Annotated in this window: 11 protein-coding genes and 1 tRNA gene; 5 read left to right on the forward strand and 7 right to left on the reverse strand. The window is 38.6% G+C overall.

Features of this window, described 5'->3' with window-relative positions; all coding sequences use genetic code 11:
- Position 1: 1 nt before the first annotated feature.
- Positions 2 to 4,033 (reverse strand): hybrid sensor histidine kinase/response regulator transcription factor, encoded by a 4,032-nt coding sequence (locus BVC88_RS05580; protein ID WP_083639017.1) that lies wholly within the window; start codon positions 4,031 to 4,033, stop codon positions 2 to 4.
- A gap of 1,026 nt (positions 4,034 to 5,059) precedes the next feature.
- Here BVC88_RS05580 and BVC88_RS05585 point away from each other — a divergent pair.
- Entirely contained in the window at positions 5,060 to 6,817 is a 1,758-nt protein-coding gene (locus BVC88_RS05585; protein WP_245803599.1) for a DUF885 domain-containing protein, read from the forward strand.
- A 278-nt stretch (positions 6,818 to 7,095) separates the two neighbouring features.
- Positions 7,096 to 7,180, forward strand: a tRNA-Ser gene (locus tag BVC88_RS05590).
- A 345-nt stretch (positions 7,181 to 7,525) separates the two neighbouring features.
- Here the strand turns inward: BVC88_RS05590 and BVC88_RS05595 are convergent.
- A complete protein-coding gene (locus BVC88_RS05595; RefSeq protein ID WP_075349666.1) occupies positions 7,526 to 8,155 on the reverse strand; it encodes an FtsZ/tubulin family protein in 630 nt (209 codons plus the stop codon).
- A gap of 1 nt (position 8,156) precedes the next feature.
- Positions 8,157 to 9,119, reverse strand: a complete 963-nt coding sequence (locus tag BVC88_RS05600; RefSeq protein WP_075349667.1) for a hypothetical protein — start codon at positions 9,117 to 9,119, stop codon at positions 8,157 to 8,159.
- Between the two features lie 108 nt (positions 9,120 to 9,227).
- Here BVC88_RS05600 and BVC88_RS05605 point away from each other — a divergent pair, with 108 nt between their 5' ends.
- From BVC88_RS05605 to BVC88_RS05615, 3 genes are all read left to right on the forward strand, one after another.
- Positions 9,228 to 10,127: a helix-turn-helix transcriptional regulator gene (locus tag BVC88_RS05605; protein WP_075349668.1), complete on the forward strand. Its 900-nt coding sequence runs from the start codon at positions 9,228 to 9,230 to the stop codon at positions 10,125 to 10,127.
- Positions 10,128 to 10,147: 20 nt separating this feature from the next.
- Positions 10,148 to 10,837 carry a hypothetical protein gene (locus BVC88_RS05610; RefSeq protein ID WP_075349669.1) on the forward strand — a complete coding sequence of 230 codons (690 nt, stop codon included), beginning with the start codon at positions 10,148 to 10,150 and terminating at the stop codon, positions 10,835 to 10,837.
- A gap of 61 nt (positions 10,838 to 10,898) precedes the next feature.
- Positions 10,899 to 11,924 carry a restriction endonuclease gene (locus BVC88_RS05615; RefSeq protein ID WP_075349670.1) on the forward strand — a complete coding sequence of 342 codons (1,026 nt, stop codon included), beginning with the start codon at positions 10,899 to 10,901 and terminating at the stop codon, positions 11,922 to 11,924.
- A gap of 56 nt (positions 11,925 to 11,980) precedes the next feature.
- Here the strand turns inward: BVC88_RS05615 and BVC88_RS05620 are convergent, their stop codons facing one another.
- From BVC88_RS05620 to BVC88_RS05635, 4 genes are read right to left on the reverse strand one after another with little or no spacing between them, the layout of a single operon-like run.
- Positions 11,981 to 12,709 carry a M48 family metallopeptidase gene (locus BVC88_RS05620; protein WP_075349671.1) on the reverse strand — a complete coding sequence of 243 codons (729 nt, stop codon included), beginning with the start codon at positions 12,707 to 12,709 and terminating at the stop codon, positions 11,981 to 11,983.
- Positions 12,699 to 15,740, reverse strand: a complete 3,042-nt coding sequence (locus BVC88_RS05625) for a type I restriction endonuclease subunit R (RefSeq protein WP_075349672.1) — start codon at positions 15,738 to 15,740, stop codon at positions 12,699 to 12,701. The genes BVC88_RS05620 and BVC88_RS05625 overlap by 11 nt, the downstream gene beginning before the upstream one ends.
- Complete coding sequence (locus BVC88_RS05630; RefSeq protein WP_075349673.1) at positions 15,740 to 18,241, reverse strand: DUF262 domain-containing protein; 2,502 nt, start codon at positions 18,239 to 18,241, stop codon at positions 15,740 to 15,742. Before BVC88_RS05630 ends, BVC88_RS05625 begins: the two co-directional genes overlap by 1 nt.
- Positions 18,238 to 20,043 (reverse strand): DUF262 domain-containing protein, encoded by a 1,806-nt coding sequence (locus BVC88_RS05635; protein ID WP_075349674.1) that lies wholly within the window; start codon positions 20,041 to 20,043, stop codon positions 18,238 to 18,240. Before BVC88_RS05635 ends, BVC88_RS05630 begins: the two co-directional genes overlap by 4 nt.
- Positions 20,044 to 20,050 lie beyond the last annotated feature (7 nt).

Genomic DNA, 20,050 nt, shown 5'->3' on the forward strand with positions numbered 1-20,050 from the left:
ATTATTGCTGTTCCATTTTCTGAATAATCAGAGTCTTGTATTCTGAGGGCAGGCAACCGAATTGCTGCTGGAATGATTTCTTAAAATGCTTGTAATCATTGAAGCCTACCTCATAAGCCACCTGACTGAGCTTGTATTCTTTTTGAAGGATTATCTGAGCAGCTTTTTTCAACTTAACCGAACGTACAAATGCGGTAATCGAAAGCCCAGTCAGTGATTTGATTTTTCTAAATAGGGTGGATTGGCTCATATTTAAGTGGTCTACCATGGTGTCAATCCCAAAATTCTCATTGAGTAGATTTTCATTGACAAGAGCAATGGCCTTTTCGATAAACAGTGCATCCAGATCTGTTTCCACCACGGCTTTGGTGTCGGGTTCGAATCTGATTTTATTCAAAAAGTACTCCCGGAGTTTCTTTCTGTTTTCCAGAATATTCTTTACCCGGGTTTTGACAATTCCCGGATTGAATGGCTTGGTGATGTAGTCTTCAGCTCCCGTCTGCAAGCCGTCCATTTCGTAAGCAATAGAAGTGCGGGCTGTCAGGAGAATCACCGGAATATGAGAAATGTTTATTTGATTTTTGATTTCATGACAAAGCCTAATTCCATCCATTTTCGGCATCATGACATCAGAAATCACCAGATCAGGCATTTCCTTTTGGATGAGTTCCAAAGCCTGCTCCCCATCCTCGGCTTCCCATATCTGGTATTCCTCTGCAAGTAGCGAGCGTAAATAAGCTCTGATGTCTTCATTATCATCAGCAATCAATATACTGATCTCTTTGCCAGACTGGTCAACTTTAAGGATATCCTTCTGCTCAAAATTCAACTCATCCAAGTCTTGGTGAAGCTCTTTTTCTGGCTTTTCTATTTCTGAAGTAATTGCATTTTCGTGCAGCAATGGCAGGGTAAAGCGAATGCAAGTACCGACGCCACGCTCACTTTCCAACTCGATATTGCCCTCATGCAGCATTACAATATTTTTCGAAAAGGCAAGCCCGATTCCACTTCCTACCAGGTTGGAGGTTTCAGCATTCTGGACCTGATAAAAGCGATCAAACACCCGCTCCGATTCCTGGGGCGTCATACCTATTCCGTTGTCGCGAAGCATCAATTCAACCAAATTGCCGCGTTTGGTCAGATACATTACGATTTCCCCGCCTTCTTTTGTGTATTTAAAAGCATTCGAAAGGAGGTTGCAGAGCACGATTTCCATCTGATTTCGATCAAAATCCAGATATAAATGCTCCAAGTCGGTATCAAACCTGTACTCTATTTGTTTTTTGATAGCCAGGTTTTTAAAACTCAGGTAGACCTCCTGACTGAATCCTACAAAATCTGATCGGGTAGGATTCAGCTTGAGCAGGCCATGTTCGGACTTCCTGAAATCCAAAAGCTGATTGATCAGTCTCAGCATCCGGTTGCCATTGGATTCTACCAGAAGTAGTTTTTCTTTGACAGATTCCCGAAGGTCAAAATTACCCAGCAACTCCGTGATAGGACTTAAAATCAGAGTCAGAGGCGTTCGGAATTCATGAGAAATATTGGTGAAAAAGGTGATTTTGGCTTCACTCAGCTCATGTTCCTTTTCCTTTTCAATCTGAATAATGCGAAGCTCCGCCTCCAATCTCGCCTGTCTGGCTGAGATATAGCGGATCAGCAACAATATGGCTATTGTCAAAATAGTATATGCTAAAAAGGCCCACCAAGTCAGCCATGGGGGTGTGCCGATTTGAATTTGCAATACTTTGACAGGACTCCAATCCTTGTTGTTTCTACTTGCTCTAATCATCAACTCATAATCTCCCCAGCGCAAACCAGTAAAACTGATCTGATTGGAAGCTCCAAGATTTACCCAATCCTCATGTAATCCTTTGAGCTTGTAGGAATAAAAAATATTATCCGGCCCTAAAAAATCATTAACCGTGAAGACCAAGGAAAGGTGGTTTTGGCTGTAATTCAGCTCTATTTCATCCGTATTTTGAATGGTGTATTCCAAGATAACTTTCCCGTCTACCTCATCCCCCACATTGAGGGCTTTATTATTGACAATCAATTTGGTCAACACTACTTCCGGAACTAGAATCCCATCTGATATCCTACCTGGATCAAAAGACAATAAGCCATCAGAACCGCCAAAATAAAGCGTCCCCTCCTGGTCTTTGAAAGAAGAATTGATATGAAATGAACTGATCATCACTCCATCTTCACGGTCATAATTGATGAAATTTTGGAGTTTGGGATTGAATTTGGAAAGGGAAGTCGTAGAGCTGATCCAGAGATTCCCCTGCTGATCTTCTTCCATCGCACAGATAAAATCATTGGTAAGTCCAGATCGTCTGTCAAAGGCCTGTTGAAAACTCAACCCTTCGTTTTCCTGACGCAGAAGCAGCAATCCTTTCGGTGTACCCAGGTAGATCAACTCACCGGAAAGATACATGTCATTGACAATGCTTGGGATGAGCGAGGAGCTCATCAATTCCTGCTGAGAAATAAAGCGCTGATTTTTTTCATCGTAGCGATTAATACCAGAGTAGGTTCCTATCCAGATCCTTCCCTTTTGATCCTCTTTGATTTGACTGATTCGGTTATTGCTCAGGCTATGATCAATGGCGTTTTCAGAAAATATCATCCATTTTTTTTCCTTTAAATCCAAGGTAGAATCGATCATTTTCAGTCCTAGCTGCTGTGTTCCAAGCCAGAGTCTATTTTGGGAATCCACCAAAATAGCTGTGATTTTCTGATTTTTAAAATGCTGCTCCGGACGAGCAAAATCACGGTTTCGAACTATAAAAAGTCCACTTCCTGTACCAAAATAAAGGTCATTATCCTTTTCAAAAAAACAATTGATGCGAGTTGGCAGAATACTTGAGACTCTGGAATAGAAGCTTCCTGAGCTATTACTAAAGAGTCCTTCCGTCAATGTTCCCTTGTAGGAAAAACCTTTCTGATCCTTGAAATAAGCGGTGACGTTGTGATCGGGAATATTTTCCCGAGCGACGTTTCGGGCGATTTCAAATCCCTTATTAGGATATAGGATCAATACTCCACCGTGGGAAGTGCCCAGCCATGCGATTCCATTTTCATCAATATCAATGCTGAGAATAATAGAGTAATTGATATTTTCCAGATTTCCACCCTGAGGATTGGTATTGATTTTATTAAAGTGCTTTACCTCCTGATCGCTTATAAAAAGCCCATCTCCCCAGCTTCCCAGCCAAATTCTGTTTTTTTGATCTATGGCTATGCTTTTCACAAATCTGGCCTCTATGGGAAGAATCTCCTCATGTACCTGCTGATCATCAAAGTCAAAATTGCCCAGAGCAATATTTTTCCCATTGTTTCCTACCAGCCAGATTTTATCCCGAGATCTATCCTCCACCAGATTGTAATAAATTCGATTGGTGGAAAAGCGGATTCTTCTGCTTTCCGAAGGATCGTATTTATTCAATTCTCTGCCTGCAATAAACCAGATATTATCATGCTGATCCCGGAGGATATTATAAATGGGCTGATCTGTGGTAAAATGATTCAGTAATTTCTCGTTAAGGGGGTCAATCAGAAAAAGTCCACTGCTCCAAGTTCCCACCCAGATATTTCCGGCCCCATCCTGATTAATGGAGATTACCCTAAGTTTTCGATCAGTGATGGAAGCAAAAATATGATTCATCGCGCGAATACTATTTTTTCGGGTATCCATTACTGAAAGCCCTCCTTCCTTAGTTCCTATCCAAATCTGATTGGTAGCGTCTTTGAAGAGAATTTCGATGTTCTCATTCTCCAATCCAGGAAACTCCTCCCCTGGCCTGTAGTCAGTAAAATTGTATCCGTCAAATTTGGAAATACCGCCTTCGGTAGCAAAAAACTTCAGATTATTTTCATCTGAAACAATCTTAGTTACAAAATTACTGAGTAAGCCCCTGCGTACATTCAGTACATCAATAGAATATTCCTCCTGAAGTGGTGTGGGCTGTGAAAAACCCTGCAGCCCGAATAAATACAAGCAGAATAAAAGCAGTAAAAACTTAAACATTTGGGTTTATAATAAGCGAATCTATTGAATTTTGGCATGTTTTCAATTTCGAAAGCCAAATTGAATTGATTCTGAATTGGTTTAAAAGGTACATATTCCGAATTGTCTTGAATGGTGTATATCATTCAGTATGTAGGGCAAATCATTCAGAAACTCAAAAAAAGGTAAGAGGAAATCAATTCCGATAGACTTCAAAGAAGAAATTTTAAAAAAATTTGATTATCCGCAATTCTGCCAGTAGGGATATGTTTTAGCCTCAACCTTGCGGTTAATCGCCCATAGACGACAGTTTACTGCCCACAGCATGTACAAATGATCTTCAATACTCATTTTATTAGGGCACTGGTAAAAGAGCGGATATACAGATTAAATAATGGTTCTACCCTGAATTTAGTGAAAAAGCATATTGAGTATTAGATGATATCTATACTAGATAAATAGGGATGTTTATTCTATAAAAACTTCACTATCTATTAGAACCTTCAACCATCTAAATTTATTTAGCCATTACCTATGGGTTTTTCCATGTCACTTTTTGGCGGCCAAAAAGTAACCAAAAAGCCCTGAGACTCGGCCTTTTCTTTCCGTTGGAAGCTTGTTCAATAATATTGAATGAGAAGACAGCGGAATTTTGTGAAGCCTTGCTCACCTAAAAATGACTGGATCTCCTTCGTACCTCAGGAGCTAAGTCATTTTCTTAACGGTTCGTAAAGCAACACAAAACCGAAAATCCCGCAAGCCTCACCCATCCGGATACTATCCTACAAAGTTGATTATCATAAAACAATAATGTAATAGTACCATTAAATTCGTGGCAGAACCTAAATGATTAAAATTCTAGGTGGAAGGAATATGACTTTTCCGAATTAGGCCTTTTCCTTAATTCAAGTTATTTTCAAAGATAAAATTTCAGTAGTCTGTTTTTATCCAGCAATTATTCAACTCAATATGCACAATAAACAATTTCTCTTTTTCCCTTTGATAGGACTCGCGCTTCTTTTTAGCTGTTCCGAACCTGCCCCAACAATGATCCCAGATACTGAGATCAATGACTGGTTCAATTCAGAATACGAAGAACTCCTTCAAATGAGCCCTCTTCAACTTACTGTACAAGGTAGAAAAGACCGATATGGGGAGATTGATGATATGTCCGAAGAAGCAGAGGACAAAAAGTTGGCTTGGATGGAAGCAAGTGTTCAGGAAATGAAGGACAAATTCTCCTACGAATTGCTAAGTGAGGAGGCAAAAGTTTCCTATGACCTTTGGATTTATCAATATCAAATGGAGAAAGGGGATCAGGAATTTCGTCGTATGAACTATGTCTTCAACCAGATGACTGGGCCCCATACACAGCTACCGAATATGATTATCAACTTCCACAAAGTCGATGATGCAAGCGATATGGAAGCTTTAATTTCCAGATATAAGGAGGGCGGAAGAGCCATCTCTCAGTTATTGGATCGGGCAAAACTTCAAACAGATGCAGGAATCCGACCACCGAAATTTGCTTATGAATATGTTATATCACAATCAAAGGCTTTAATTGAAGGAGCTCCTTTTACAGATTCTGAGCAAAATGCTGCGCTCTGGAATGATGCACTTGGCAAAATTGAGGCTCTTGAAAAAGAAGGCAAAATCACTGCAGAACAGGCCGCGGATTTTAGAATTCAAGCACAAGAAAATCTGGTGAACGAATTTCAGCCAGCCTATCAGCAGTTGATTGCTTGGTTGGAATCCGAATTACCAAATCTTGAAGAGACACCAACGGGTGTTAGCAGACATGAGAAGGGGAATGCACTCTATGCACATCGCCTAAAAACCTCTACCACTACTAACCTTACTGCGGATGAGATTCATCAGATTGGTCTGAGGGAGGTAAAGCGTATTCAGGAAGAAATGTTAGCGATCAAGGACCAGGTTGGTTTTGAAGGAGATTTGAAGGAATTTTTCAAATTTGTAAATAGCGATCCTCAGTTCTTTTTTCCAAACACAGATGAGGGAAGACAAGCCTACCTTGATGAGAGCACCGCATTTCTGGACGAGATCAAAAAGAAACTACCTGACTACTTCGGTATCTTACCCAAGGCAGATCTGGTAGTGAGGCGTGTTGAGGCTTTTCGGGAGCAAGACGGCGCTCCTCAACATTACAATCAGGGAACTCCAGATGGTAGCCGCCCAGGAACTTATTATGTCCATCTGTCGGACATGAATGCTATGCCAAAATCTACCATGGAAGGCGTAGCTTATCATGAAGGAAATCCAGGCCATCATATGCAAGTCTCGATTGCTCAGGAGCTGGAATCAGTTCCAAAGTTCCGTACCCAATTGGGATTCAATGCCTATGTGGAAGGCTGGGCACTTTATTCTGAAGCCCTTGCCAAGGAAATGGGGCAATACAAGAATCCATATTACGATTTCGGTCGATTGGTAAATGAAATCTGGAGAGCGATCAGACTTGTGGTGGATACTGGTATTCACTCCAAAGGCTGGACCGAAGCAGATGCGATCAAGTATTTCTCTGAAAACTCATCAATTGCTCCAGGGGCAATCCAAGCGGAAGTCAGAAGATATATGGTTATGCCAGGCCAAGCAACAGGCTATAAAATTGGGATGCTAAAGATTCAAGAACTCCGAAAAATGGCTGAAACCGAACTTGGGGATAACTTTGATTTGAAAGGCTTTCATGATACAGTTCTCGGCAACGGCGCTTTACCATTGGATATCTTGGAAAAAGTAGTGAAGCAATGGGTAGAGGAACAGAAGGCAGTGGGCAGTGAGCAGTGAGCAGGTGGCAGTAGGCAGTGGGCCGCCATGGTATTTGTAACAATAGCGCATTGAAAATTTGGATGGAGTGATTAATTTTTGAAGAAATGAAAAAATAATCCTAATAAAATCAAGGGGTTAGCAGAAAATCATAAAAAGGGGTTTGCATAAAAAGAGAATAGCCTTACTTTTGCAAACCTAAACAAGCGAGACCACGCAAGTTTAAAAATTAGAGGAGTGGCAGAGTGGACGTCCCGATAGCTATCGGGAGCAACGAACTTGAAAACGAATCAAACAATAGAGGAGTGGCAGAGTGGTCGATCGCGGCGGTCTTGAAAACCGTTGTACCGTGAGGTACCGGGGGTTCGAATCCCTCCTCCTCTGCAATATAAAACCCAAGCAAAATGCTTGGGTTTTTTCATTTTGAGTCGTCAGGGCTACCCGCTGGCTGGCCCTTCGCTAAAACAGTCCACCGGACTGTTTTTTAACGCTCAGTCCTCTCCTCCTCTGCAAAAGAAAAGCCTTTCCGCGAAGCGGATGGGCTTTTTGCGTTAAGGAGCCAAGCTTGCTTGAGTGAACTAATAAGCGAAAAAGCCCAATCGAACGAAGAGAGAAGGCTTTTCTTTTGATTCTCCCCAAAAATGGGATCGACGTAGTCAATCCCTCCTCCTTCTCTGCAAAAAAAGCTCAGTACTAATGCACTGAGCTTTTTACTTTTATGAGTAATGCTTATAAAAGTCTTATTAGCTCCTCATCCCCCTTTTCAAAAGCACTTCGGACACTTATGTTGCCATGCTTCTCCCGAATATCTTCAAAGTCAAAGAAGTGTATGGGATGAAGAGATGTGATTTTGATAGCAGCATTTAATGCTTCATTTCTTACAAATGATCCCTCAAAAGAAAAGGGAATAGTTACCACAAAGCTAAGGTGAGAGGATCCGGCAAAAGCTTTTGCAATAGAATTACTCAATACGGTTCCTGTGTATTTGCCCAGGGCTGCAATTATTAGCACTTCACCTTCCTTACTTCTTATTACCTCTGATAATTCTTCAGGAAGATCAATTAAGGGATATGGCTCTTTTTTTAGAAACTTTCGCATATTCAAAAAAAAATAGGCTTGATCCGGGGGAACATAGGAGATGAACTCAGTTTTCACTTGAAGGTCTGGACTATGATCACTGACCAAAGTGAAAGAATCAAACCTGAGCAGATTCCTATTTTCAACTACCAGATTGGATGCTACACTACCCAAAGCAATCAAATGCCGCTTAGTGGATGGAGTTTTAGATTTACTTGCTCCCAAAGCCAAAGGCATGGCAGCGAGGAAGGGTATCCTTTTTGCAAAATCTCTTCTATTCATATCAATCCAACATTAAGTTAAATTTCCAACCTCCTTTAAAATCCAGCTCCAACTTTTCTGGTCTTATATTGACTTTCCCTGTCATTCTTGGGTATTGTCTAAAAACGGGTAGGAAAAAATCCAATCCCGCTTGAAGTAGTTTAGAGTAGATTAATTTTTTGTAAAAAACATAAGCCAAAAAGTAATCCATGGCATTGAAACTTATTGAAACAGGAATGCCCAACAGTTCACTTCCTTTAACTGCAATGGCCGAGGTTACTGCCTGAAGATCAATTGCCATTTGCGCATGAAAAGGGCAATCTTTGGAGAAGAAAATTAGTTCTTCTTGCTTGACATATTCTTTTTCGATCATTCTTTGCATCTCCTCAGGGACAAAGGTTTTCCTCAGCTGATTAAATCCTTCGATAGGATTATTCCATAGAAACTTAAGAAGGAGCCGGGTTTGAATAAAATCTTGATCTCCAAAGAAATCCAAAAAACTTATAATCAAAGAACCCCTAACATCACTGGATGGATGGGACTCATCAAATAACTGGAGTTCCTTTCGCTCCTTCAGAAAGTTTTTAAATTGAGGTAAGTACGAACAAGTTGCTGCCTCTCCATTAACCAAGTCTAAAAACTCCGAAAAGAAATCAGTGACTACAACCTTTGGGAAAACACGATAACTTTCTTGGAAATCTACCACTTGGACAAAAGAGGATGGAGATTGGAGATCCCAATTTTGCAAAAGAAAGATTGAATCGCTTTGCCAATCGAGTAACTCTAGCAAGTCAATGATGATCTCTTTGGCTTTTTGCCTCTTCCCATATCCTATCAGATGAATGAAATGAGCATGTTCTTTAGATTGGAGTCCCAACCAAAATGGTTGTATCAAATCCATCACCTCATCTATGAAAAGTAACCAAGAAGGATAGAGTTTTTTTAGGGCCTTTCTAGCCATTTGAAAATGGGAAATATCATTCATACCCCTAAAGTCAAAGTACCCTCAGTCAAAACATGTCCTGCTTAAAAAAAAATGATACTTTTCTATACTCAGCCACATATTGGCTGAAGCTAACCCTTACTTTGAACTATGAGCAAACTCAACTCGCTTTATCGTCAACTTCAAATCATTAAAACAGCTAAAAAAGGACCATTTACATGGGATCAGCTACAAAGTAATTTGGAAGAAAAATCCAATGACAAGGAAATGGATCTCTTGATTTCTAAGCGTACCCTAAATAGGGATCTAAAGGAGATTGAAGAGCTTTTTGGGCTGATCATTGAATATGATTTCAAGTCGTCCCGCTATCGGATCAATATCGAGGAAAGTAGCGAAAACCATCTTGAGCTTCTGGAATCCTTTGAGACGATTCAAGCTTTCAGGCGGGCTAATCGACTGAGCGGAAAAGTGTTTTTTGAAAAGCGATTGGCTAGGGGTACGGAATATCTGAAGCCAATCTTAGAAGCCATCGAAAATCAGGAGGTAATTCTGGTGGAATATGAAAAATACTGGCTTTGGAAATCTGAGATACGGGAATTACGCCCTGTAGCACTCAAGGAATACCTGAATCGCTGGTATGTGATGGCTTGGACCGAAAAGGATCAACTCCACTTTTTTGGTTTGGATCGAATCAAATCTTTGGAACTAATCCCCGGAAAGGTCAGCATCCCTCCTGCCCCAGATTTAGAGTCAAGATTTCTGGAAACGATCGGAATTATCAATAACTCCAAAGAAACGGTAGAAACAGTGGTGCTGACTTTTACTGAGTTCAAAGGTCGCTATATCAAATCCATGCCTATACATCCTACCCAGCAGATTTTAGTCGATGACGGCAACATCCTCAAAATCTGTCTCCGTGTAAAAATCAACTATGAGTTGATCTCAGTGATTTTGTCACATGGCGATGAGGTCAAAGTAGAAGAACCGGAGCGATTGAAGGAGATGGTAAAGGAGAAAGCTAAAAATATTATGGAATCAAAAATCAAATAAAACCAATTCAAAAAATCAGTATGAACGACTCAGTTTTTAATAAAATAGATGGCTTAAAATGGCTTCCATGGATTGGAGATACCTTTTCAAATCTCCCTTCAGATCAGAAAATAATGATTATTGGTGAAAGCCATTACCATGACAATACACCTCAGTCGATAGAAAAACACAATCACCCTGAATATACAAGAGCAGTAATCAGAGAATTGGCAATTGATCGGTTGTACTATGGAACAAAGATCTTCCCCAATTTGTATCGGGCGCTTTTTGGGAACCAAGCGTTTGACAGCACTAAACTTTGGGCAATGCTTTCCTACCATAATTTTATCCAGCGAACGCTTTCTACCAATGTGGATAGACCCTTAAAAACGGATTATATCGGTGGATGGAAGACCTTTTTTCATTTGGTTGGGCTGACCAAACCTACTACTTGTATATTTCTTGGAACCACCGCCGCAAATACATTGGAATTGGGAATTAAAGGAACTGGATTTTCAACAAAGGGAGTGAGATGGGAGGAACGCATTGGAACTTCTTATGCAAAGACTGCAACGGTCCAAAATGGTAATGGGGAATCCATTGAATTGATTTTCATCAAGCATCCAAGTAAGTACTTCCCTTGGCAAAAATGGAAAGATTATCTCCATAAAAAGAGTCCAAAACAAGTGAACTGGTTGAAAGAAAACACTGAAGTTTTTATAAAAAACTAAAACTGGGTATGAATCAGTAGCCTTCAAATCAAACTTATTTTCCATTGAAAAATAAATTAACATGAACTATTGGCTTCATCGAATTTCTCACCATGCAGAGTTGTCACGTCCACTTTTAAATAAAGGATATTTATCCATTGGTTTTTCTGATTTTTCCAGCAAGGAATTTCTCTCCCAGGCATTGCAGGGAAATAGATCATACTTTGATCAACAATTTCAAGATTACTGGGGGTACGTGCCGCAAATGCGCCAAAATCTTTGGAGATTTTTTCAATTTCAAAAAGGAGATTTGGTTCTAATTCCCGGGAAAGGAAACTTCACCGTTTGTGAAATCATTGATGACACACCCTTATTGATTCAAGAATTAAAACTAGATCTACTAACAACATGGGATGGAAAGCCTGTTGATTCAGAAAGTACTTATCTATACTCCAATCAAGGCGTAAGATTTGACTTGGGCTTTGTGAGAAAAGTGAAAATCCTGCAACGAGATATTTCCAGAGAGAAATTTGCTGATGCAGCGCTTACTGCAAGAATGAAAATCCGTCAAACAAACTCATGTATTTCAGATCTTAAATTGAATATCGAAAATGCCATCAAGAACTATGAGGCAAACAAACCAATTCACTTACACTCCATTCTACTTGAAAAAACAGCCGGGCTGGTACTGGAGTCCCTCACTACACAACTCAACCCGAGTAAGTTTGAAAAGGTAATCAGCATTTATTTTAAGACCATTGGAGCTACCCAAGTCACTATTCCTGCCAAAAATACGCGGGATAAAGAAGGTGATGCAGACATCATTGCTGTCTTTGAGAAAATGAAGCTGATCATCTATGTGCAGGCAAAATTCCTAAGTGGGCAGATCAATCAATGGGCAGCAAATCAGGTTCTGGATTATGTATCCCAGCAAGACCGATTGGATGACGGCTACAGTCGAATAGCCTGGGTCATCACAACTGCTGATTCTATTAATTCAGAAGCTCAAAAAACAGCAGCTCTAAATCAAGTCCAATTGATCGACGGCCTTGAATTTTCAAAAATGCTCCTCAATGCCGGAGTGGATTTGTTGAGGGATTTTGAGTGAAGGGATAAATATTTGACATAAAAAGTTCTCCAAACCGCTAGATAAAGTATCACCAATTAATACCCCCAATCATTATGTACGATAGGTAAACTATTTAGCTCATCCCTGTATAATCTCCATTTAGGCATAAATTGATTCATTAATGAAACGAACCTATCATTGTGATTTCTCTCATGTAGATGGACTAACTCATGAACCAAGATATACTCTAGGCAAATAGTCGGTTTCTTAGCTAATTCAAGGTTTAACCAGATGCGTTTGTCATCGGTGTTGCAAGCACCCCACTTAGTCTTCATTTGCTTTACTCCCCAATCATTGCATTTCACGCCAATCACCTTTTCCCACTTGACAATAAGCTCAGGTAATTGTTTTTTAAGTTGTTTGCGATACCACTCTTTCATGATGGCAGCTTTATCCTGAACGGTTGCTTCTGGTTTTACCCATAACTGGATTTTATTGATTCCTATGAGTTTAACTTTATTGCGACCATCGTGATGCTGCACATCTAACAGATATCGCTTACCGCTGAAGTAATGACTTTCACCAGAAACATAATCACGTTTCGTTTCTCTGGCTTGCTCTTTAAAATTCTTTACATGTTTTTTTATCCAGCCTAACTTAGAGATAGCAAATAGCCTCAATACCTCATCATCTGTTGCAGCAGGAGCAGACAATCGAATACGCCCATGTGGTGGGTATACCGCCAAGTGCATATTTTCGATATCCTTGCGAACTATGTCAATCTCTAAGTTGGCAACTGATATTTTTTCTATTCTAGTACTCACTTTGTGCTTTTATTATTGCCATTAACTCCATAGTTTTTTCTGGGTCATTTATAATCTTGTTCACCTCAATTCGCAGCTTCTTTTCTTTGATTCCACCATCACGCCAACCATCCAGTTTATTATAGTGCACAGCTTCATCAAGTACCATCGCTAATGATTCATCATTTTCTAGGTTATCATAAAGTGCTTGTTTCGCTCTGGTGTTAATTGAGTTAGGATAAGACTCACCACTAGAGGGTTCTGCAACCTTATGGGCTAAATCTTTTATCTTTTTAAGGTATTCTTGGTAATCTGATGTTTCTTTTTTCCTCAATTGGATAATCTGATCCAGCAACTGGGACATCTTTTCGTAATACTTAGGATTAGTCTGGGACTCCTCAATGATTACTTTCCTAACATTGTTCTCAATGGTTTCAGCAACAGCTTCTTGTCTCTTTTTCTTTTGATCCTCTGGGGTACCGTTTACCTCATCACCCAGCTTCACAATCAAATCAACCAATGATTTATTCTCAAAGTCAGATATTTTGTTGCTTGATTTAGCATCCAAATACATATCCATCAACTGACGCATACCAGGTTCAAATCGTTTTAGGTCAAGATAATCACCACTGGCTTGCTTAATGGTTTCTCTCAGATCAGAATAATACTTTACCTCTTCCTTAATTGAATTAGCTTCTTGGTCGGTATAACCCAATTTTTGCATCTCGTTAGCTACATTGGAATAGGCTCTTATTAGCGAAACCACTGCTTTATACAATGCCACTCGCTTCTCTTCTGTGTCTTTAATGTTCTGTGGATTCTCTGTATTGCCACAAAAGAATTTGATGAAGGTTGGCTCATCTTTAGGATGAACAGGTTCACATATGGCTCTTACTGCTTCCAAAGATGTTTCTAATCGCTCTTTGCTCTCAGTATGCCTGTCTTTCAACAGTCCTTTTACATCATCTTCATCGTAGTTGTCAAAAACTTCTGAGGTATAATCTTGTATGGAATTTTGAAGGCTTTTAAATAAATCTTTGTAGTCAATAATATATCCGTACTCTTTATCCTCTGTGTCAACCCTGTTAACTCGGCATATTGCTTGAAATAAGCCATGGTCTTGCATTTTCTTATCAATGTATAGGTAAGATGCCGATGGTGCGTCAAAACCAGTTAAAAGCTTATCCACAACGATAAGCAATTTCATCTTACTGGGTTCTTTTATAAACTTGGCTTTTGCTTCTGCTTCAAATTCCTCAGTGGTTTTACCTTTCAGCATTTTAGTGTACACTTCGTACTTTAATAGCTTATCGGTAGGATTGTCTTCTCCTGTTGCTTCTCCTTTTATATCAGCATGATGGGGTTGGTAGGATGTGATGATGGCACAATTTTTAAATCCTGCATTCTGAAATAACTCATAATATTTACACGCTGCATAAACTGAACCTGATACCAGCATGGCATTTCCTTCTCCAGTGGATAATCTTGGTTTTATTTTAAAGTCTTTTACGATATCGAAAACAATCTTCTCTAGTCTTGATTTTGAACCAAGTACTTTTTGCATGGTTCCCCATCGTTTTTTCAATTCAATCTTAGCAACATCGGTTAAGCCTTTGGTTTCAGCATCAAACCATTCATCTATGCTTTGCTGGTCGGTAATAAATTGCTCTACGTCTCTGGCTTCATACAATAAATCCAGAACTACACCATCTTCAACTGCTTCATCGAATTTGTAAGGGTTACCAATGTATGGTCCAAATACCTCAATACTTTTCTGCTTATCTTTTTTAAGCAGTGGCGTACCTGTAAATCCAATGAATAATGAATCTGGTAAAATCAGCTTCATTGCATCATGGAGCTTCCCAGATTGGGTACGGTGACATTCATCTACGAAAACATAGATATCACCTTTGGCTTTAAAGTCACTTCCTAAACTTGCTTTTAATTCTTCAATGAAACTATCGTAATCACCTTCATCTGATTTCCTTCCAAATTTGTGAACCAAACTACCAATTAGCATTTCGGTTTTGTGGTTCAGGACATTGATGAGATCTCTACCACTTTTGGTTCTGTAAATATTTTCATCTACACCAGTGAAGAGTTTTTCTATCTGGTCATCCAGCTCCTCTCGGTCTGTGATGATAAGTATTCTACTATCCTTTACATTTTCACGAATCCACTTCGTTAACCAAACCATGGTTAAGGATTTACCAGAACCTTGGGTATGCCAGAGAATCCCGCCTTCTTTAGTACGGATGTTTTCTTGAGCAGCTGTTATTCCAAAATATTGGTTAGGTCTGCATAGTTTTTTGACCCCTTTATCGAATACCACAAAGTCATGAATCAACTCTAGTATTCTGGACTTTTCACAAAGCTGTGAGATGTGCTTATCCAATAAGTAATCGAATTCCTTATCGCTTTCTTCTTTCCATTTTAAATAGTACTTCTCAGAAGTTTCAATAGTCCCGTATCGTAAGCCTTGGGTGTCATTACCAGCCATAACGAGTTGCATGGTGGTAAAATACTTCTCAATGAATTCTGGCTTCTGATTATCTAAGTTTTGGCGAATACCTTCTTCAACACCAACTTTACTTCTTTTTAACTCGATAACACCGATGGCAATTCCATTAACGAATAGCACCACATCTGGCCTTTTTTTATGCTTACCAGCTACAGTTACTTCTTCCGCTACGGCAAAATCATTATTTGTTGGGTTCTTCCAATCGATTAACCAAACCGTTTCTTTTGGTTGCCCAAGTTCTTCACGAGCCGTAACACCATAACGAAGCAGCTTGTAGACTTCTTTGTTGGCTTCATATAAGTCATCAGAAAGATTGGTAGCTACTTTTACAATGGTATCTACTGCTTTTTGTGCCAACTCAGAGGAATATTTATTGTCCTTGGTTAAATACTTTAACAGTAAATCCTCTTCTATGGGTTGAGTACGAATTTCTTCAGCCCAGTCTCCCATATAGGTATATCCCAGTTCCTCTTGAAAAAGTTGAATCACTCTATTTTGAGACTCAAGTTCTGATTTACCTATTGAACTCATCAGCTTAGTTTATTTAAATGCAAACAGAGATTATTTAACTTCTTAACGATACCACTTTCAGTAAAATCAGTGATATAGAAGCTATTCCATTCTTCAAGATCAAATTGATAGCCTTGATTTTTTAATATTTTAACTAGATCATCATCGTATTGGCTTTCACTGCGATCTCCTTTGCTCTTGGTAAACTGTATTCCAAAACCGTAGGACGATTCAAAATATATTCTTAGCTCATATTCCTTACGTTGGTAAGTCCAAGGGCCAAAGAATATTGAGCAAATACCTTCTTCATTGCCATAAAGCCAATTATACTTCGAATCATTAAATGGAGGGAAAGACTTGTCAACTATAACTAGAGTATAGAGGTTATACGTTCTTAATTCACAATAATAGGTCAACTTGGTTTTAGTTTGAAGTTTGATATTTAAATCATCATCGAACCTTATAAATCCATGTTCACAAACTCTGATCAATCGCGGGTTGGTGATAAAATATTTACGCCAATTATCTGCCTCATCTTTAATTATTTGATTACATGAACCCCAAGCATCATTGGCATCAAAACGAGGGTCATCAAAAACATCCTTAACAAAATTTCTTTTGTCTGATACTAAAGTATCATCTGATTGGCTTTCTGGATTTAATCTTAATAAACGTTTCCAGCTATTGTCTCGAATATTTACTGTTGATTGAAGGAAATTCAAGCGATTGTAAGTAGTCGACAATAAATAATTTCCTTTTGTTAATACGGCTCGTTCCCACAGAAAATCTTGATTAATAGCACTACCAATTTCACTGAAAATGGCCACAGCCTTTTTGGAGTAATTGGAAAACTTATCCAAATACTCTTGATCTTCTGAATCATCCCAATCAAAATCCCCCGGTCGAAGAAACTCTTCTATGATTCCACAAAAATCAAGGAGAAACCCTATTTGACCATTGAAAAAGGAAGTCTGTTCAATTGAATGAATTTCCTTTTCCCAATGATCCCTCCATAAAATGAGGCGAGCTTTAATTCTTTCTTCTTCAATTTGTCGCCCGTAAAAACCTCCTATTACAAACTTTTTAGAGCGCAGCTTATTTAAAATAGAATGAGAATGAATAGCCATCTGATTTATTCCTTGCAAACTGCTTATCAAAATATCTGCATCATCAATACGATGATTTTCTGCTAGATTATGTGTCACTCTCATCCACTGCCTTAGCCCATCAAGTTGATCACCATTTTGGATAATATAACCTATAAAGGCACTGAATTTGACTCTTTCTTGGGCCGTTAAACTATTGCTTAGAACCTTCTTTAGAATAGAATCATAGTTGTAGTGAAAAGGATCAATGTGTTTCTTAATTATGTCAGAATCAATTTCTGTAAGCCTAATAAAAGCCTTGATAAGGTACTGGATGGACTCTTTTGAAATAGCCCCAAGCTCCAGAAAATCAAAAAATGATAAATTCTCTGTATCTCTCTTCTTCCTTATGTCTTGAGAATCGATTAAAACTCTAAAATTATATGGTCTTTGAATTGATTCTCCACTTATTTTATCATAATCTCGAATTGCTATATAATTAGCAAAGATAACTCTAATGAAACTCATAATTTGTTCATCTACAGCTTTGGGGTTCCGTCCTCCAAATTCCCAGAAATAATTCAACCAAACTGTATCGACTTTTTTTGAGAAATACTCATGAGCTTTAACTGATCGAGTATGATCTTTGATTTTAAGTTCGAACAGCTCTGAATCATCTTTGAATAGTTCCTCTATTTTCTGTTCCAGTTTGGCTTTGAAATTCTCAAAAGGGGTAAGAGGTTTGCCTCTTGAGTTCATTTTGATGTATAAATCATCTGTAAGGAGAAATTCCTTGAGGTCAAGAAACTGGAAAGTAATTATTGGTTGTGTAAGATTGATCAGCTTATCAAAATGATCAATTTTTCCTTTAAATTTTCGCTCGATTGCATCCAACATTACTAGCATTGACTGAATGGTAGGATCATTTTTCCAAGAAAGAAAAAACCAACTTTCATTTTGAATTATATCAGAAAGTTTATGATCCTCGATATCGTTTTCTTTCGTTAAATCCTTAATCATCAAGGCATCACAAAATTCTCTTGCACTACTTCTTGTTTCGTAGGTGAATTTTGACTTCACGTTTGTTGCCAGATGTGCTTTCAACTCATCTTTCCTATCTGTTAGAGCAGCTAGATACCAATGCAACAGGAAAAGTGTGGTAAGACGCTGCTGACCATCAAGCGGAATGAATATTTCATTACCTCCTATATTGGATATGCTTCCGTAGATGAAATCCAGATCTCGTCCTGGTACATTATCTTCTAAATAATCGTAAAGTGCTTCCAAAAACCTTTCTCTAACCTGTTTGCTTGTATTCCTTCCTTGTGCATAGTCTCGTTGTATAATTGGAATTTCAATAGTTAGTTTTTTTTCTGCGAACAACTGGTAAAAGGACAGCCTTTCACCACTTTCTATTTGTGTATTAGGTGGATTCATCGCTTATCTTCTTTTGGTAAAAATTCGCTTAGCGTATTATGTATTGCATTGAGGTAGTGCTCAGCATCCGATGATTTCCAATGCATCACTTCGTCCAGTTGCTTGGAGTAATATTTTAGGAATACATTTTTGGTGCAAATTGGCACAAACTTACCTACCTGATCGTTTTCGACAATCTTCTTTCGTTTGATAAAAAACAAAGCGTTTTTATAGCTCCGGTTGGTGAAATCATCTAACAAGGCCAAATTGCTAATGCCATCTTTTGACTCTATTTCATCGGTATTTACCTTGTAATGAGCCTCTACCTCCTTTTTTAATAGATCGAATATTTCGTTTGTAATTCCCTCCTCTCGGTAATTATCAAGTAATTTCTTGGTAAGGGATTCCACAGGATCATAAGAAGAATGATGTTCTGATTCATTGGTAGAAGCACCCTCAAAAGAAAGGTCATTCACCGATTTTCCGGTGATATATTCCAGCATATCCTTTATCCAAGCTTTCTTTTGATTAACTCCCTTCAGCTCCTGGTCTGTTTGGGAATAGATGTGCTCTATATCCCAATTTTCCTTTTTGTATCTATGAAAAGGGAACCGCATATCTGCACCGGAATTGACTACTAATGTTTGAATATTGAAAAGTAGGAGTACCTTCCGGATTTTCTCATTGTCCTTTGATCTGCCATACTCCAAATCGTCAATTATAAAATTCACTTGCTGCTTGATCAAATCATATAGATGTACCTTAAACTCACTTTTTGTTTTATTCTTAGTTTCCTTTTTCAAATCATTGACACTCTTGCCGCAAGCCACTAAATATCCTATCAGATGATACCATTCTCTGTTGCTGTACCATTCTTCAAGGATCAGAAAGTACTCCTTAATTTCTAGCCAAAGTGTGTCGATTAACGCTTTTCCATTCTTGTCTTTGGTCTTTTCTACTTCCTTTACAAATTCCAAAAATGTATAGTAGTATTCGTGCTCCCTTTTTCGATGATACATCAAATCAAAAATGTATTCGATCCTGTTCTCGTATTTCAGTGGGTTAGATGTGTCATAAACAAAATACCAAAACTCATCTTGCTGAAGCGTTTGCTCGATACTGTCCCACTCAGCAGCTATTTGAATTTGCTTTAGGCTGGCTCTTGCTTGATCAAAGTTATCTTTTCGCAAAAACATGGCTTTGATTAATTCCGCATTAGTGAGAGGAATTTTCCCAATGTTTAAGCGAGTGAAAATATCAATAACGGATTGATTGTCATCTTCAATTGCATACCAAATTACTTTGACCTGATTAATCAAGCTTGAATAAAAATCGCCTTTTATGGCCTGATTAGATTTTTCTATCTTAGTAAACCAATCATCAATTTTTTTGTACGCACTATGAATATGAAAGTAATCCACATTATCTCTGGCAAAATCCTCTTCTTCAATCTTTGCTAGGAAATTCTCACTATCCTCCCGCGTTTCATATTTCAATGAATAGAGAGGTTTGGGTTTCTTAAATTCTGTTTGATTAAAATAGAATAGGATAAGCAGTATGGTCGTCAAGCGCTGTTGTCCATCAATCACTTCCCAAACATCCTTACCTGACTTTTTAACCACTACCGGTTGGAGGCAATAGAAAGGCTCCTTCCCTTCCTCGTTTGATTGGCCTTTTGGTGAATCTTTAAATTCAACAATATCCTTTAGCAAAGCTTCTACCTCCATAGGCCCCCAACGATAACCTCTCTGATATGCAGGGATAAAGTATTTTTTTGACAGTAAATCTTGAACCGGTGAGATTTTCAGTAAGTTGTTGCTCATATATTAA

It is taken from the genome of Algoriphagus marinus, from assembly GCF_001936475.1.
GTDB classification, from domain to species: Bacteria; Bacteroidota; Bacteroidia; order Cytophagales; family Cyclobacteriaceae; genus Algoriphagus; species Algoriphagus marinus.

Bases quoted from the DNA above. Each gene is read 5' to 3' on its own strand.
- BVC88_RS05580 (WP_083639017.1), bottom strand. From the start codon at position 4,033: ATGTTTAAGTTTTTACTGCTTTTATTCTGCTTGTATTTATTCGGGCTG.
- BVC88_RS05585 (WP_245803599.1), top strand. From the start codon at position 5,060: ATGATCCCAGATACTGAGATCAATGACTGGTTCAATTCAGAATACGAA.
- BVC88_RS05595 (WP_075349666.1), bottom strand. From the start codon at position 8,155: ATGAATAGAAGAGATTTTGCAAAAAGGATACCCTTCCTCGCTGCCATG.
- BVC88_RS05600 (WP_075349667.1), bottom strand. From the start codon at position 9,119: ATGAATGATATTTCCCATTTTCAAATGGCTAGAAAGGCCCTAAAAAAA.
- BVC88_RS05605 (WP_075349668.1), top strand. From the start codon at position 9,228: ATGAGCAAACTCAACTCGCTTTATCGTCAACTTCAAATCATTAAAACA.
- BVC88_RS05610 (WP_075349669.1), top strand. From the start codon at position 10,148: ATGAACGACTCAGTTTTTAATAAAATAGATGGCTTAAAATGGCTTCCA.
- BVC88_RS05615 (WP_075349670.1), top strand. From the start codon at position 10,899: ATGAACTATTGGCTTCATCGAATTTCTCACCATGCAGAGTTGTCACGT.
- BVC88_RS05625 (WP_075349672.1), bottom strand. From the start codon at position 15,740: ATGAGTTCAATAGGTAAATCAGAACTTGAGTCTCAAAATAGAGTGATT.
- BVC88_RS05630 (WP_075349673.1), bottom strand. From the start codon at position 18,241: ATGAATCCACCTAATACACAAATAGAAAGTGGTGAAAGGCTGTCCTTT.
- BVC88_RS05635 (WP_075349674.1), bottom strand. From the start codon at position 20,043: ATGAGCAACAACTTACTGAAAATCTCACCGGTTCAAGATTTACTGTCA.